We start from the raw sequence: 14,883 nt of genomic DNA on the forward strand, positions 1-14,883 counted from the left end.
TCTACCGGGTCGGTGGTGTTCCCTGCTGGTTGGCCGGCGGCTGGCCGTTGCCCATCTGCGGCCCGCCGCGCTGCGCGTTGCCTTCCATGATCGTCTCGACGGTGGCTTCGCCGCCGTCTTCGGCCGCGGCGGCGATGATGGTCACGGTGTCGCCCTTGGCGATGTCGTCCAGGGCGCCCTGTCCGCCGTTGACCTGCGTGTCGCCGTCGATCTTGTAGGTCTCGCTGAACCCGTCGCTGCTCTGCACCGTGATGGAGGCGTCGCCGACCTCGGTGACCTCGCCGTTCTGGAACTCGCCGTGCGTGGTCTCGCCGAACGGACTGCCCATGATCATCATGCCGGGGCCGCCCCGCATGCCGTAGCCGCCGGGGCCTCCCATGCTGTTCTGGGCGGCCTCGGAGTTGCTCGCGGCGTAGATGACACCACCGCCGACGGCGGCGATGCCCACGGCGATGGCGACCGCGGCAAGGGTCTTGCGACCGTTCCAGCCGGATCCGGGAGCGGCGGCCTGCGGCGGCTCTTCACCCCAGGTCGGGTGCTGCTCGGTTTCGGTAGTCATGGCGACCACGGTCTCGGGGAAGTCTGTGTGTGGGCTGTGCGGCCCTTGGGCGGTGCCTGTGCGTGTGCCTGAGCGTGTGCCTGAGCGTGTGCCGCCACCGGTCGCGTCGGTTCACAGGTGGTACACAGGATCGGCACAGGAGGTGCTCAAGGGCCCGACCGACGATGGGAGCATGCACCAAGTGTCTGCATCGGGGGCTTCCCCTGAACTCCGCCGCCCGGATGGCAGTCCGGTGCGGGTCCTCGTGGTCGACGACGAGTCCACGTTGGCCGAACTGATGTCCATGGCGTTGCGGATGGAACGCTGGGAGGTCCGCACCGCGCTGGACGGCACGTCCGCCGTGCGGACCGCGCGCGAGTTCCGGCCGGACGTTGTGGTGCTGGACATCATGCTGCCCGATTTCGACGGGCTGGAGGTGCTGCGCCGGATGCGGGCGGACCTGCCCGGCCTGCCGGTGCTGTTCCTGACCGCGAAGGACGCGGTGGAGGACCGGATCGCCGGGCTCACCGCGGGCGGCGACGACTACGTGACCAAGCCGTTCAGCCTGGAGGAGGTCGTGCTGCGGCTGCGCGGTCTGCTGCGCCGCACCGGCGTCACGGAGGCGACCGCGGGCACCGAACTCGTGGTGGGCGACCTGGTGCTGGACGAGGAGACGCGCGAAGTCCGCCGCGGCGGCACCGCGATCGACCTCACCGCGACCGAGTTCGAGCTGCTGCGGTTCCTGATGCGCAACCCCAAGCGGGTGCTGTCCAAGGCGCAGATCCTGGACCGGGTGTGGAGCTACGACTTCGGCGGCCAGGCCAACATCGTCGAGCTCTACATCTCCTACTTGCGCAAGAAGATCGATGCCGGCCGCGCACCGATGATCCACACGATGCGAGGCGCCGGTTATGTCCTCAAGCCTTCGTCCTGAGCACTGGTCCGCGCGGACGAAGCGCTGGCCGCTGCGCACCCGGCTCGTCGCCGCGCAGGTGGTCCTGCTCGCGGTGGTGTGCGCGATCATCGGCGTGGCGACCGGGTTCGCGTTGCGGGACTTCCTGGTCCGGCAGTTGGACGGCGAGCTGCGGGAATCGACGTTCAAGGCCGGCCGGGGACTGTCCATGCCGATGCCCGGCGGTATGCCGCCCAGTCCGCTGGACGGCCCCGGGTTCCGGCCGGGGACGCTGGTGCTGATCAGGCTCGACGACGGCGTGGTGGACGGCCGGCGGCTGCCCCCGGACTTCAGCGACAGCGTGAGGCTGTCGGGTGACGTGACCGAGCAGATCCAAAACGTGCCCGCCGACGGCATCGCGCGGACGGTGACGTTGGACGGCGAACTGGGCGACTACCGGGTTCTCTCCCTCACCACGCCGTCCGGGGCGGTGGTGACCACCGGGCTGCCGATGGCCGACATCGACAGCATCGTGTGGCAGATGGGCTGGATTCTCGGCGGGGTCGCGTTGGCCGGCCTGATCGCGACGAGCCTGGCGGGTGTGCTGATAGTCCGCCGCACGCTGCGCCCGCTGGAACGGGTGGCCGCGACCGCCGGCCGGGTGGCGGAGCTGCCGTTGCACGAGGGCGAGGTGGCGCTGGCCGAACGGGTGTCCGAACAGGACGCCAACCCCGACACCGAGGTGGGGCAGGTCGGTCTGGCGCTGAACCGGATGCTCGGGCACATCGGCGGCGCGTTGCAGGCCCGGCACGACAGCGAGACCAGGGTCCGGCAGTTCGTCGCCGACGCCAGCCACGAGCTGCGCACCCCGCTGGCCGCCATCCGCGGCTACGCGGAGCTGACCCGGCGCACACCCGACGAGGTGCCGCCGCAGATCGCCCACGCCATGCGGCGGGTGGAGTCCGAGGCGGTGCGGATGACGTCACTGGTCGAGGACCTGCTGCTGTTGGCACGGCTGGACGCCGGGCGTCCGCTGGGGCGTGAGCCGGTGGACCTGTCCCGGCTGGTGGTCGACACGGTCAGCGACGCCCGGATCGCCGGGTCGGACCACGAGTGGCGGTTGGAGCTGCCGCCCGAGGCGGTCCAGGTGACCGGTGACACGCACAAGCTGCACCAGGTTCTGGCGAACCTGTTGTCCAACGCGCGCACGCACACACCGCCGGGCACCAAGGTCACCACCTCGCTGTCCATTGTGGACGGCGCGGTGGAGGTGGCGGTGACCGACGACGGTCCCGGCATCCCGGAGGAGTTGCAGGCCGACGTCTTCGAGCGGTTCAGCCGGGGTGACACGTCGCGGTCCCGTGCGGCCGGGAGCACCGGGCTGGGCCTGTCGATCGTGGCCGCCGTCGTCGCCTCGCACGAGGGCTCGGTGCGGCTGGACAGCAGGCCGGGCCGGACCACGTTCACCGTGCGCCTGCCGCGCTGATCCGCACACAGCCGGCTCACAGGCAGGGCACAAGGACCGCCCAGGGTCCGCCGACAGGCTCGACCCCATGCGAGCGCGACTACCACTGTTGCTGTTGTTGGCCGGGACGGCGGTGTTGTACCTCTGGCGGTTGGGCGACTCCGGTTGGGCCAACGCCTACTACTCCGCCGCCGCCCAGGCCGGTGCCGAGAGCTGGCACGCGTGGTTCTTCGGCGCGACCGACTCGGCGGGCGCCATCACCGTCGACAAGACACCCGCGGCGACCTGGGTCATGGGGTTGTCCGCCCGACTGTTCGGGGTCAACGCCTGGAGCATCCTGGTGCCACAGGCGCTCATGGGCGTGGCCAGTGTGTGGCTGCTGTACGCCACGGTGCGCCGGACGGCCGGTGAGGCCGCCGGTCTGATCGCGGGCGCCGTGCTGGCGTTGACGCCGGTCGCGGTGCTGATGTTCCGGTTCAACAACCCGGACGCGCTGATGGTGCTGCTGCTCGTGGCGGGCGCCTACTGCACGGTCCGGGCCACCGAGAAGGCCTCGGTGCGGTGGCTGGTACTCGCGGGGGTGGCGGTCGGTTTCGCGTTCCTGGCGAAGATGCTCCAGGCGTTCCTGGTGCTGCCCGCGTTCGGGCTGGTGTACCTGGTGTCCGCGCCCGCCGCGGTGTTGCGCAAGGTGTGGCACCTGGGCGCGGCGCTGGGCGCGATGATCGTCGCCGGTGGCTGGTGGGTGCTGGCGGTGGAGTTGGTGCCCGCCGGCTCACGGCCCTACATCGGCGGATCGCAGTCCAACAGCGTGCTGGAGTTGGCGCTCGGCTACAACGGGCTCGGCCGGCTGACCGGTGAGGAGGTCGGCAGCGTCGGCGGCGGACGCGGGTGGGGTTCCACCGGGTGGGCCCGGCTGCTGGGCAGCGAGATGGGCAGTCAGATCGCCTGGCTGCTGCCGACCGCGCTGGTGCTGCTGGCCGCCGGGTGGTGGGCCGGGCGCAAGGGCGAACGGGTCGGGATCGCGCTGTGGGGCGGCTGGCTCGTGGTGACCGCCCTGGTGTTCAGCTTCATGAACGGCATCATCCACGCCTACTACACGGTGGCGTTGGCCCCGGCGATCGGGGCGTTGATCGGCATCGGCGCGGTCGCGTTGTGGCGCAGACGCCGGGAACCGGCCGCGGCGGCGGCGCTGTCCGGCGCGTTGGCCGTGACGGCGCTGCAGTGCTACCTGCTGCTGTTGGACTGGTCGACCGCGCTGGCCGCCGTCGTGCTGATCCTCGGTCTGCCGGCCGCGGTCGGGCTGTTCCTGTCCACGGTCGCGCCCGCCGTCGTGGTCGTGCCGATCGCGCTCGTCGCCGCCCTGCTCGGGCCGGGCGCGTACTCCGTGGCCACCGCCGCGACACCGCACTCCGGCGCGATTCCCAGCGCCGGGCCCGCGCGGGCCAACCGCCCCGGCGGTGGGCTGGTCCTCATGGGCCCCGGCGGTGGGACGGCCAACGTCGGTGGCATGGGCGGGATGGGTGGCCTGCTGAGCGCGCCCACACCCGGCGCGGAACTGGTGGAGCTGTTGCGGGACAACGACGGGTTCACCTGGGCGGCGGCGGCCGTCGGGTCGAACAACGCGGCCGGGTACCAGCTCGGCAGCGGTGAGCCGGTGATGGCCGTCGGCGGGTTCAACGGCACCGATCCCGCGCCCACGCTGGAGGAGTTCCAGGAATTGGTCCGAAATGGACGGATGCACTACTTCCTCGGCGGCGCGGGGATGCCGGCCGAGACCGGCAGCGACGCCGCGCAGCGGATCGCCGAATGGGTCGCGGAGACGTTCACGGTGACGGAGGTGGACGGCGTGGCCGTTTACGATCTCACAGCGGACGTACAGCCATGACACACGAGCCACCCAGCCAAGCGCCCGAGGGTGAGCTCATGACCTTCGCGACGCTCACGACGACCACCGTGCTCGACGTGGTGGTGCCGGTGTACAACGAGGAGCGCGACCTCGCGCCCTGCGTGCGCAAGCTGCACGCCGACCTGACCCGGACGTTCCCCTACACGTTCCGGATCACCATCGCGAACAACGCGAGCACCGACGGGACGCGTGCCGTCGCCGACGAGTTGGCCCGCGAGCTGCCCAACGTGACCGCCGTGCACCTGGAGGAGAAGGGGCGGGGCCGGGCGCTGAAGGCGGTGTGGACCGCGTCGGACGCGGCCGTGCTGGCGTACATGGACGTGGACCTGTCCACCGACCTGGCCGCCCTCGCACCGCTCGTGGCGTCGCTGACCTCCGGGCACTCCGACCTGGCCATCGGCAGCAGACTCGCGCGCGGTGCGCGGGTGGTGCGCGGCCCGAAGCGCGAGTTCATCTCCCGCTGCTACAACCTGATCCTGCGCGGCACGCTCGCCACCCGGTTCACCGACGCGCAGTGCGGGTTCAAGGCGATCCGGGCCGACGTGGCCCGCCGGTTGCTGCCGCACGTCGAGGACACCGGCTGGTTCTTCGACACCGAACTGCTGGTGCTCGCCGAACGTGCCGGCGCACGCATCCACGAAGTGCCGGTGGACTGGGTGGACGACCCGGACAGCCGGGTGGACATCGTGTCCACCGCCGTGGCCGATCTGAAAGGCGTCGCACGGGTGGGGCGCGGTCTGGTGACCGGGCGCATCCCCGTCGGCGAACTCCGCGCCCAGCTGGGGAGAGAACCGTTGGAGCCGGAAACGCCGGGTGTGCCCGCGGGGTTGTTCAAGCAGCTCGTCCGCTTCGCCGCGGTCGGGGTGATCAGCACGTTGGCCTACCTGCTGCTGTTCGTGCTGTTGCGCGGCGGGTTGGGGGCGCAGGGCGCGAACCTGGTGGCCCTGCTGGTGACCGCGATCGCGAACACCGCGGCCAACCGCCGGTTCACCTTCGGGGTGCGCGGTCGGCGGGGCGCGGGGCGGCACCAGTTCGAGGGCCTGATCGTCTTCGGCCTGGGCCTGGCGCTGACCAGCGGCTCACTGGCACTGCTGCACCTGTTCTCCGAACCCGGCGGCCCGGCCGAACTGGCCGCGGTCGTCGGCGCCAACCTCCTGGCCACCGTGCTGCGCTTCCTGTTGCTGCGCAACTGGGTCTTCCGCCCCCGCCGCGCCGTGGAGGCCACCGGATGACCACGCCAACCTCGACTCCAGGGACCTCTTCCATGACCACCGCCACCCTGACGGCACCCGCCACCGCCCCGGCCGCGGCCCGGCCGGGCCGGAACTGGACCACGCCCGCGCTGGTCGTGCTGCTGGCCGGCACCGCGGCCCTCTACCTGTGGAACCTCACCGACTCCGGCTGGGGCAACAGCTACTACGCCGCCGCCACCCAGGCCGGGTCGCAGAGCTGGACCGCGTGGCTGTTCGGCGCGTCGGACGCCGGCGGCGTGATCACCGTGGACAAGCCGCCCGCCGCCTTGTGGGTGAGCGGGCTGTTCGCCCGGATCTTCGGGTTCTCCAGCTGGGCCGTGCTGGCGCCACAGGCCATCGAGGGCGTGCTGGCCGTGTGGTTGTTGTACGCCACGGTGAAGCGCACCTCCGGCGCGGCGGCCGGGTTGATGGCCGGCGCGGCTCTCGCGGTGACGCCGGTCGCCGTGCTGATGTTCCGGTTCAACCTCCCCGACGCGTTGCTGGTGCTGCTGATGGTGGCCGGCGCCTACTGCACGGTGCGGGCGCTGGATAAGGCGTCCGGCTGGTGGCTGGCGTTGGCGGGCGTGGCCATCGGGTTCGCGTTCCTGGCCAAGATGGGGCAGGCGCTGCTGGTGCTGCCCGCGTTCACCGCCGTCTACCTGCTCGCCGCGCCCGCCTCGCTGCTCAAGCGGTTCGCGCACCTGCTCGGCGCGGGACTCGCACTGGTCGTCTCCGCCGGTTGGTTCATCGCCCTGGTGGCGCTGTGGCCGACGGACTCCCGCCCGTACATCGGCGGTTCGTCGAACGACTCCCTCTGGGAACTGGCCATCGGCTACAACGGCCTCGGCCGGATCTTCGGCGGCGGCGGAGGTGGCGGCGGTGTCGGTGTCGTGGCCGGTGGCAACAACGCCAACCTCGGCTTCGGCGGCGCCACCGGCATCGGGCGGCTGTTCGGGGCGAGCATGGGCGCCGAGATCTCGTGGCTGCTGCCGGCGGCGCTCATCGGCATGGTGGCCGGGCTGTGGTTCACCCGCCGCCTGCCGCGCACCGACCGGACCCGCGCGGCCCTGGTGATGTGGGGCCTCTGGGTGCTGGGCAACGGGATCGTGTTCAGCTTCATGAGCGGTATCACCCACCCGTACTACACGGTCGCCGTCGCGCCGGGCATCGCCGCGCTCGTCGCCATCTCCGGCCGGGAGATGTGGCGTGGCCGCAAGAACGTCCAGGTGCGCGTGGCTCTCGCGCTGATGGTCGCCGCCGCCGGCTTCTGGAGCTTCGCCCTGCTCCAGCGGTTCGGTGACTGGATGCCCGCGATCCGCTGGACCGTCGCGGCGGTGACCGTGCTGGTGGCCACCGCGATCGTGATGGGCGCACGCCGGGTCGCCGCGCTGGCCCTGATCACCGCCGTGTTCTCCACCGCCGCCTTCGGCGTGGCCACCGCCGCCACTCCGCACGGCGGTTCCATCCCGATGTCCGGCCCGGCCGGCTACACCAGCCAGATGGGCGGCGGCATGGGCGGCGATCCGGCGGGCCAGACCTCCGCGGAGCTGATCGACCTGCTCAAGAACACCACCGGCACCTGGGCGGCGGCGACGGTGAGCGCGCAGAGCGCGGCGAGCCTGTCACTGGCCTCGGGCAAGGCCGTGATCGGGATCGGCGGCTGGAGCGGCGGTGACCCTGCGCCGACGCTGGAGGAGTTCAAGCAGTACGTGGCGGACGGCCGGGTCGGCTACTTCGTCACGGGCGGTACCGGCATGGGCGGCGGGCGCGGCGGCAACAGCGAGATCACCGAGTGGGTCGCCGCGAACTACGAGGCCACCACGATCGGTGAATCGACGGTGTACGAGCTCGACTAGCACTCCCCGGAAGAGGCGGTGGTCGTTGCGCTCAACTGCGCGGCCACCGCCTCGGTCGCGATCGGGCGGATGACGTAGCGGGGTGGTTCCGGGTGACCCGCCCACGAGCAGTACACAATCGTTGCGGCGTAAGGGACCAGATCGCGACCTCGGCGCCACAGCCACGGAATCCCCTTCACCACCAACCAGCCCACGGTGCAGAGGCGTCACCTTCAACCCGCCCGTGCACACCAGCGGCACCCGTGACGACGACCGAACCCACCGACACCAACGCGCCCACGATCGCGTCCAGGTCCAGGTGCAGCTGCCGCGCGTCGAAGTCGGACCGCAACGTGTCGTTCATCCCCACCAGCAGCACGGCCGCGTCCGGCCGCACCGGCAGCGCCTTCGGCAGCTGCGCGTGCCGCACCGACGCCACCCGCGCCCCGGTGAACGAGACCGTTCAGGTACCGCGCGTCCGGGAAGGCCGCCGCGAGCAGCGGACCGACGCCCCGCCACCCACCGGGCACGGGATCGCCCACGCCCACCGTCGTCGAGTCGCCCAGGACCACCAGACTGTGCACCGGCTTGGCCACACCGAAACCATCGCGCAGCCACGTGACGCGCCGGGGACGAACAGCGGAACGCTACCGGAATGCCGGGTACAGCGGCAGTTCCGCGGCCTTCGCCCCGTACCGCGACACCAGCGCCGTGATGACGTCCTCGGCGTGCGCCGCGATGTGCTTGGCGCCCGACGCCAGCGCGTCGGACCGCAGCCGCACCCACCGCGAGAGCAGCACCACCAGGCGCGGCGGCGAGTCCAGCGGGCGGTGCCCGGACGGCAGCGCCGAGTCCAACCCGGGCAGCCCGCGCCACGTGCCCAGCCACACCCACATCAGCTGCGACTCCAGCAGCCGGGGCAGGAACACCGAGTCGTCGTCCAGGTCCGGCCACACCGACGACACCTCGGCCCGCCACGCCGCGACCATCGCCTCCGACATGCCGGCGGGCAGCCCGTAGGCGCACCAGCACGACGGGAACGGCACCCGCAGGCACGCCGCGTCGAACACGATGTCCCGCACGCAGCCGCCCTCGAAGTCGAGGAACCGGACGCCCTTGCTGGTCACCAGGTGGTTGTCCGGGCAGGACGTGGACGGGCTGAACGCGCGCCGGCGGGAGGTGACGAACCCTCGCACGGCCTGTTCGGCGTACGCCCGCACCGCGTCCGGTGTGTCGACTTCCAACGATTCGAACAGTAACGCCGGCATCCCGGCCAACGCCGTGTGCACGTCCACCACGATCGGATCGGCGCAGCACTGGCTGCCCTGGCGGCGCATCAACGCGTCGAAATCGGCGTCACGCCCGGCGGTCGTCGCGTGCAGCCGTCCCATGGCGTGCGCCCAGGACAGCAGCCCCCGTTCGGCAGCACGCGCGTCGGAGCCCAGCAGCTTCTCCGCCAGCCGAGGGGCCTTGCCCAGGTCTTCGAGCACCACGAGCCGCTTGGCGTTGTCCTGCGCCACCAGCTCGGGCGTGAGGCGTTCCTCCGACGGCAGCGCGGTGAGCAGCTTGTGGCTCACCACCTCGTGCGCGAACGGGTCGCGGTCGTTCACCGGCGACGGGTAGCGCTTGACCACCAGCGTGCGGGGCAGCGAGAACGGGGTGTGCGCCACCCGGACGCGGGCGACCACCGACCGGCCCGCTCCCCCGAGGTCCTCGGGGTCGGCCAGTCGAACCGGTGCGCCGAACCTGCTGCTCAACACGGACTCGGCCGCCGCCACCGCCGCGTCCAGCTCGGAAGGGGCAGCGTCGTCGATGTCCTGCGGGCCGGCGGTGATCTCCACGCTCATCCCCTCCGACCCTACTCCCGGTGGCCACCGATCTGACAGAACCCGTCCGGGCACCGTGACGGTAATGCTCACGCCCCGGAGGGTTCCAGTGTTTGTCGAAATCGGCACCCGGTCAGCCGCTCGTGAGGGGTCGTCCCAGCTCACGGGCGCGGCCGCGACGCGTGCGCAGCCCCAGTACCAGCGTCGCCGCCGCCACGATGCCGACCAGGTTCACCGCCAACTGCGCAATCGACTGGAGGCATATGTCCCACTCACCGAGAACCGCGGCCACCGCGGCGTAGCCTGCGGCGGGCACGGTGGTGACCGAAATGAACACCCCGACGAGCGCCGCGGACTTCGCGGACGTCATCGACAGCATCCCGGCCGCGCCCGCGAGCAGCGCCACGATCAACGAGAACGGCCCGACCTGGAACACGAAGTCGACCTCGTGCGCGGCGAGCACCATGTCCCGGCTGAACAGGTCGGTGAACGAGCCCGCGAACGCGGCCACCGCGGTGATCGCCATGGCCAGCGGGAACCCGACCGCGAGCGCCGCCGCGGCCCTGCGCACCAGGTCCCAGCGCCGCAGCACCATGCCGGCCGCGATCGCGGCGAGCGGGCCGAACTCCGGCCCGACGACCATCGCGCCGACGATGGTGATCGGCGAGTTCGTCACCACGCCGACCGCCGCGAGCAGGCACGCGATGATCAGGAACGACAGGAACGTGACGTTGAGCCGGGACTCCTCGCCGGTGCGGGACAGCAGCTCCTCCCACACCACCGCGTCCGCGCCTTCACCGGGCGCGGCCTCCTCGGCGCGGTCGGCGGCGTCGGACAGGGCGGTGTCGATCTGCTCCAGCGTGACGCCGCCGTTGCGGTCGACGCCCAATGCGCACAGGGAGGCCACCACCACATCGGTGGCCTCCCTGGCGACGTCGGCTTCCACCAAGTCACCCGCGGGCTCGATCGCCGCGCCGCGCAGCAGCACGACGTGCGTGACGCCGGGGTGCTGCTTCAGCGCCACCAACACTTCATCGGTGTGCTCGACCGGGCAGATGGCCCGCAGGTGCAGCACTGGTTACTGCTTCTCGGTGCTGGTCTTCTCGGGCGCGGTCTTCTCGTGCGCGGTCTTCTCGGGAGCGGGCTTGAAGTCGACGCCCGCCTCCTTGCGCTGCTGCGGGGTGATCGGCGCGGGCGCCGCGGTCAGCGGGTCGTAGCCGCCGCCGCTCTTCGGGAACGCGATGACCTCGCGGATCGAGTCGAACCCGCCGAGCAGCATGGTGATCCGGTCCCAGCCGAACGCGATGCCGCCGTGCGGCGGCGCGCCGTACTTGAACGCGTCGAGCAGGAAGCCGAACTTCTCCTGCGCCTCCTCCGCGCCGATGCCCATGATCTCGAAAACGCGCTGCTGGACGTCGGCGCGGTGGATACGGATGGACCCGCCGCCGATCTCGTTGCCGTTGCAGACGATGTCGTAGGCGTAGGCCAGCGCGTTGCCCGGGTCTGTGCCGAACTTGTCGATCCACTCGGAGTTCGGCGAGGTGAACGCGTGGTGCAGCGCGGTCCACTGGCCGCTGCCGACCGCGATGTCGTCGCCGATCTTGTCCACGGCCTCGAACATCGGCGCGTCCACGACCCACACGAACGACCAGGAGCCCTCTTCGATCAGGCCGATCCGGGACGCGATCTCCACCCGGGCCGCACCGAGCAGGGCCCGCGCGCCGTCCGGCTCGCCCGCGCCGAAGAACACGCAGTCACCGGGGTTGGCGCCGACGGCCTTGGCCAGGCCGTCGCGCTCGGCGTCGGAGAGGTTCTTGGCGACCGGGCCACCGAGCGTGCCGTCCTCGTTGACCAGCACGTACGCCAGACCGCGGGCGCCGCGCTGCTTGGCCCAGTCCTGCCACGCGTCGAGCGTGCGGCGAGGCTGCGACGCGCCGCCTGGCATGACGACCGCGCCCACGTACGCCGCCTGGAACACCCGGAACGGCGTGTCCTTGAAGTACTCGGTCAGCTCGGTGAGCTCCAGGCCGAAGCGCAGGTCAGGCTTGTCCGTGCCGTACTTGGCCATCGCCTCGGCGTAGGTCATCCGGCGGATCGGCGTGGCGATCTCGTAGCCCGCCAGGTCCTTCCACAGGCTCGCCAGGATCTTCTCGGACAGGGCGATCACGTCGTCCTGGTCGACGAAGCTCATCTCGATGTCGAGCTGGGTGAACTCGGGCTGCCGGTCGGCGCGGAAGTCCTCGTCCCGGTAGCAGCGGGCGATCTGGTAGTACCGCTCCAGGCCGCCGACCATCAGCAGCTGCTTGAACAGCTGCGGCGACTGCGGCAGGGCGTACCAGGAGCCGGGGCGCAGCCGGGCCGGCACCAGGAAGTCGCGCGCGCCCTCGGGGGTGGAGCGGGTCAGGGTCGGGGTCTCGACCTCGACGAAGTCCTCCGCGTGCAGAACCTCGCGGGCGATCCGGTTGGCCTCGCTGCGCAGCCGCATGGCCTTGGCCGGGCCGCTGCGGCGCAGGTCCAGGTAGCGGTGGCGCAGCCGCGCCTCCTCGCCGACCTGGAGGTGCTCGTCGAGCTGGAACGGCAGCGGCGCGGCCTCGTTGAGCACTTCCAGCTCGGAGGCGTAGACCTCGATGGCCCCGGTGGGCAGGTCGGGGTTCTCGCTGCCCTCGGGGCGGCGGGCGACCTCACCGACGACCTTGACCACGAACTCGGAGCGCAGCTTGTGCGCCCGCTCGGCCATCTCGCCCTCGCGGAAGACGACCTGCGCCACGCCGGAGGCGTCCCGGAAGTCGATGAAGATCACGCCGCCGTGATCGCGCGTGCGGGCCACCCACCCGGTCAGGGTGACGGACTGCCCGGCGTGCTCGGCGCGGAGCGTCCCGGCCTGGTGCGTGCGCATCACGGGTACTGCTCTCCTCGGGTTGGCTCGAAAACTGGGGGCTAGCTCAACTGACTACTGGTCGTCAAGGCTAGCCAACGACCTGGTGGGTGGCGCCACCAGGTTTCCCCTCCGTGTTTCCTCCGCGTCCGAGCGCGGCGGTCCGCCCCCAGGGGTGCCCTTCCCCCTGCTCTACCGATCAGGGCTCCCTGTCGGACCGCCGCGGAACCCAGTGTGCCCAGCCGGTGCTGAACGATCGTTGAGCAAACCTTTAATCCGCAGGTGGGAGAGGTTCTACGATCACCCGGTGGCCAGACGCCTGCTCGTGAGTGCCTTGATCCTCCTGACGACCGCGTGCACCACGGCGGTCCCCGGCCGCCCGGTGGCGGGCTCCACACCGCCGGCGGAGCCGATCCCGACCGTCGACTGCCAGTACCCGCTGATCAACGACGAACCGATGCGCCGGATGACCCCACCCGACGAGGGTCCGGTCCCCGCCCGCGGCACCGTGACGATCCGCTTCGACACCAACCGGGGCCGCTTCGACGTGGAGCTCGACGCCGCGAGCGCGCCGTGCGCGGTGCACAGCTTTCGCCACCTGATCACGAAGCAGCTCTACAACACCTCGTCGTGCCACCGGCTCACCGTGGAGGAGCTTTGGGTGCTCCAGTGCGGCGACCCGACGGGCACCGGCGCCGGCGGACCGGGATACGTCTACGACGACCCGACGGCGAGGACCGGGGACTACCGGCGCGGTGTGGTCGCGATGGCCAACGCGGGCCCCGGCACCAACGGCAGCCAGTTCTTCATCGTCTACCAGGACAGTCCGGTGATCGGCCCCGACTTCCCGGTGCTCGGCCGGGTCACCCTCGGCATGGAGGTCGTCGACAAGGTCGTCGCGGGCGGTGTCGTGCCCGGCACCGAACAAGCCGGGGGCGACGGTGAGCCGGCCACGTCGCTGGAGTTCCTGGTGGTGCAGCCCGCCTGACGCGACCGGGGCCTGACGCGGCTGGGGCCGCCCTCGTGAGAGGACGGCCCCAGTTCGTTCGGTCGTGGATCAGGCGGTGGGCGCCAGGTAGAGCAGGCGGTTCGGGGAACCGGTGCCCGGGCTGGTCACCTTGCTCGCGGTCGACTGGCCGACCAGGTAGCTCGCCACCTGGGACGGGGTCGCGCTGCGGTTGCCCTGGAGGTAGCGGGCGGCGGCACCGGCGACGTGCGGGGTCGCCATCGAGGTGCCGCTGATGGTGTTGGTGGAGGTGTCGCTGGTGATCCACGCCGAGGTGATCGACGAGCCCGGCGCGAAGATGTCCAGCACCGTGCCGAAGTTCGAGTAGCTGGCACGGGCGTCGGTGCTGGTGGTCGCACCGACGGTGATGGCCTCGGTCACGCGGGCCGGCGAGTAGCCGGACGCGTTGGCGTTGCTGTTGCCCGCCGCGATGGCGTAGGTGACGCCCGCCGCGATCGAACGGCGCACTGCCGCGTCGATCGTGGAGGAGGCGCCGCCGCCGAGGCTCATGTTCGCCACGGCCGGCTTGACGTGGTTGTTCGTCACCCAGTCGATGCCCTCGATGACGTCGGCGGTGGTGCCGCTGCCGGCGTCGTTGAGCACGCGCACGCCGTACACCGTCGCGCCCTTGGCGACGCCGTACTGGCTGCCCGCGATGGTGCCCGCGACGTGCGTGCCGTGGCCGTTGCCGTCCTGCGCGACGCTGTCGTTCTGGACCGCGTCGTAGCCGTTGCGGGCCCGGCCGCCGAACGTGCTGTGGCTGACCCGCAGGCCGGTGTCGATGACGTAGACGTTCACGCCCGAGCCGGTCGAGGTGTAGCTGTAGGCCGTGTCCAGCGGCAGGTTGCGCTGGTCGATCCGGTTGAGGCCCCAGGACGGCGGGTTGGTCTGCGTCGCCTGGATGGTGAAGACCTGGTCCTGCTCGACGTACTCGACGGCCGGGTTGGCCGCGAGACGCTTGGCCGCCGCCTCGGGCAGCGACACGGAGAAGCCGTTGAGCGCGCTGCGGAACACGGTGTCGACCTGACCGCCGTACTGGCCCGCCAGGCTCTGCGCGGACGCGGTCGAGCCGTCCTTGAGCTTGACGATGAAGTGGTTCTGGACCTTCTGCACGGCGTCGGCGGCGAGGATCTCGCCCTCGGCGGCCTGGGCAGGGGCGGCCAACAGGGAGGTCGCGGTGACGGCGAGCGCCGTCGCCCCGACCCCGGCCAGGAACCGGGCCTGTCGTGACTGTCGCATGCGGATTCCGTTCTTCGAACGGTGGCTCGACTCACCCCGAGGAGCTTTGCAGGGCTCGGGGGTGACATT

General features: G+C 71.4%; 12 protein-coding genes. 6 read left to right on the top strand and 6 right to left on the bottom strand.

What is annotated here, in order from left to right:
* Position 1: 1 nt before the first annotated feature.
* Entirely contained in the window at positions 2 to 559 is a 558-nt protein-coding gene (locus ALI22I_RS45930) for a hypothetical protein (protein WP_077011800.1), read from the bottom strand.
* 172 nt (positions 560 to 731) lie between these two features.
* Here ALI22I_RS45930 and ALI22I_RS45935 point away from each other — a divergent pair, with 172 nt between their 5' ends.
* The 5 genes from ALI22I_RS45935 to ALI22I_RS45955 all read left to right on the top strand — a co-directional run bounded on the left by ALI22I_RS45935 (position 732) and on the right by ALI22I_RS45955 (position 7,889).
* Positions 732 to 1,472: a response regulator transcription factor gene (locus ALI22I_RS45935; protein WP_077012119.1), complete on the top strand. Its 741-nt coding sequence runs from the start codon at positions 732 to 734 to the stop codon at positions 1,470 to 1,472.
* Positions 1,450 to 2,916 (top strand): sensor histidine kinase, encoded by a 1,467-nt coding sequence (locus tag ALI22I_RS45940; RefSeq protein WP_077011801.1) that lies wholly within the window; start codon positions 1,450 to 1,452, stop codon positions 2,914 to 2,916. Before ALI22I_RS45935 ends, ALI22I_RS45940 begins: the two co-directional genes overlap by 23 nt.
* Positions 2,917 to 2,983: 67 nt before the next feature.
* The gene (locus tag ALI22I_RS45945; RefSeq protein WP_077011802.1) at positions 2,984 to 4,780 is read left to right on the top strand and encodes an ArnT family glycosyltransferase; all 1,797 of its coding nucleotides are present in this window, start codon (positions 2,984 to 2,986) and stop codon (positions 4,778 to 4,780) included.
* A gap of 38 nt (positions 4,781 to 4,818) precedes the next feature.
* Positions 4,819 to 6,033 carry a bifunctional glycosyltransferase family 2/GtrA family protein gene (locus ALI22I_RS45950; protein ID WP_077011803.1) on the top strand — a complete coding sequence of 405 codons (1,215 nt, stop codon included), beginning with the start codon at positions 4,819 to 4,821 and terminating at the stop codon, positions 6,031 to 6,033.
* Between the two features lie 32 nt (positions 6,034 to 6,065).
* Complete coding sequence (locus ALI22I_RS45955; RefSeq protein ID WP_077011804.1) at positions 6,066 to 7,889, top strand: ArnT family glycosyltransferase; 1,824 nt, start codon at positions 6,066 to 6,068, stop codon at positions 7,887 to 7,889.
* A 175-nt stretch (positions 7,890 to 8,064) separates the two neighbouring features.
* Here ALI22I_RS45955 and ALI22I_RS54335 read toward each other — a convergent pair whose 3' ends face one another.
* The 4 genes from ALI22I_RS54335 to aspS all read right to left on the bottom strand — a co-directional run bounded on the left by ALI22I_RS54335 (position 8,065) and on the right by aspS (position 12,593).
* On the bottom strand, positions 8,065 to 8,298 hold the full coding sequence (locus ALI22I_RS54335) for a hypothetical protein (protein ID WP_238598910.1): 234 nt from the start codon (positions 8,296 to 8,298) through the stop codon (positions 8,065 to 8,067).
* Positions 8,299 to 8,515: 217 nt separating this feature from the next.
* The gene (locus ALI22I_RS45965; RefSeq protein ID WP_077011806.1) at positions 8,516 to 9,715 is read right to left on the bottom strand and encodes a hypothetical protein; all 1,200 of its coding nucleotides are present in this window, start codon (positions 9,713 to 9,715) and stop codon (positions 8,516 to 8,518) included.
* Between the two features lie 112 nt (positions 9,716 to 9,827).
* Positions 9,828 to 10,769, bottom strand: a complete 942-nt coding sequence (locus tag ALI22I_RS45970; RefSeq protein WP_077011807.1) for a DUF389 domain-containing protein — start codon at positions 10,767 to 10,769, stop codon at positions 9,828 to 9,830.
* A 3-nt stretch (positions 10,770 to 10,772) separates the two neighbouring features.
* Positions 10,773 to 12,593 carry an aspartate--tRNA ligase gene (aspS, locus tag ALI22I_RS45975; protein ID WP_077011808.1) on the bottom strand — a complete coding sequence of 607 codons (1,821 nt, stop codon included), beginning with the start codon at positions 12,591 to 12,593 and terminating at the stop codon, positions 10,773 to 10,775.
* Positions 12,594 to 12,876: 283 nt separating this feature from the next.
* Here aspS and ALI22I_RS45980 point away from each other — a divergent pair, with 283 nt between their 5' ends.
* Positions 12,877 to 13,557, top strand: a complete 681-nt coding sequence (locus tag ALI22I_RS45980; RefSeq protein ID WP_077011809.1) for a peptidylprolyl isomerase — start codon at positions 12,877 to 12,879, stop codon at positions 13,555 to 13,557.
* 69 nt (positions 13,558 to 13,626) lie between these two features.
* Here the strand turns inward: ALI22I_RS45980 and ALI22I_RS45985 are convergent, their stop codons facing one another.
* Positions 13,627 to 14,814: a S8 family peptidase gene (locus tag ALI22I_RS45985; protein WP_077011810.1), complete on the bottom strand. Its 1,188-nt coding sequence runs from the start codon at positions 14,812 to 14,814 to the stop codon at positions 13,627 to 13,629.
* Between the last annotated feature and the right edge of the window lie 69 nt (positions 14,815 to 14,883).

The organism is Saccharothrix sp. ALI-22-I, assembly GCF_001984175.1.
Classification (GTDB): Bacteria; Actinomycetota; Actinomycetes; order Mycobacteriales; family Pseudonocardiaceae; genus Actinosynnema.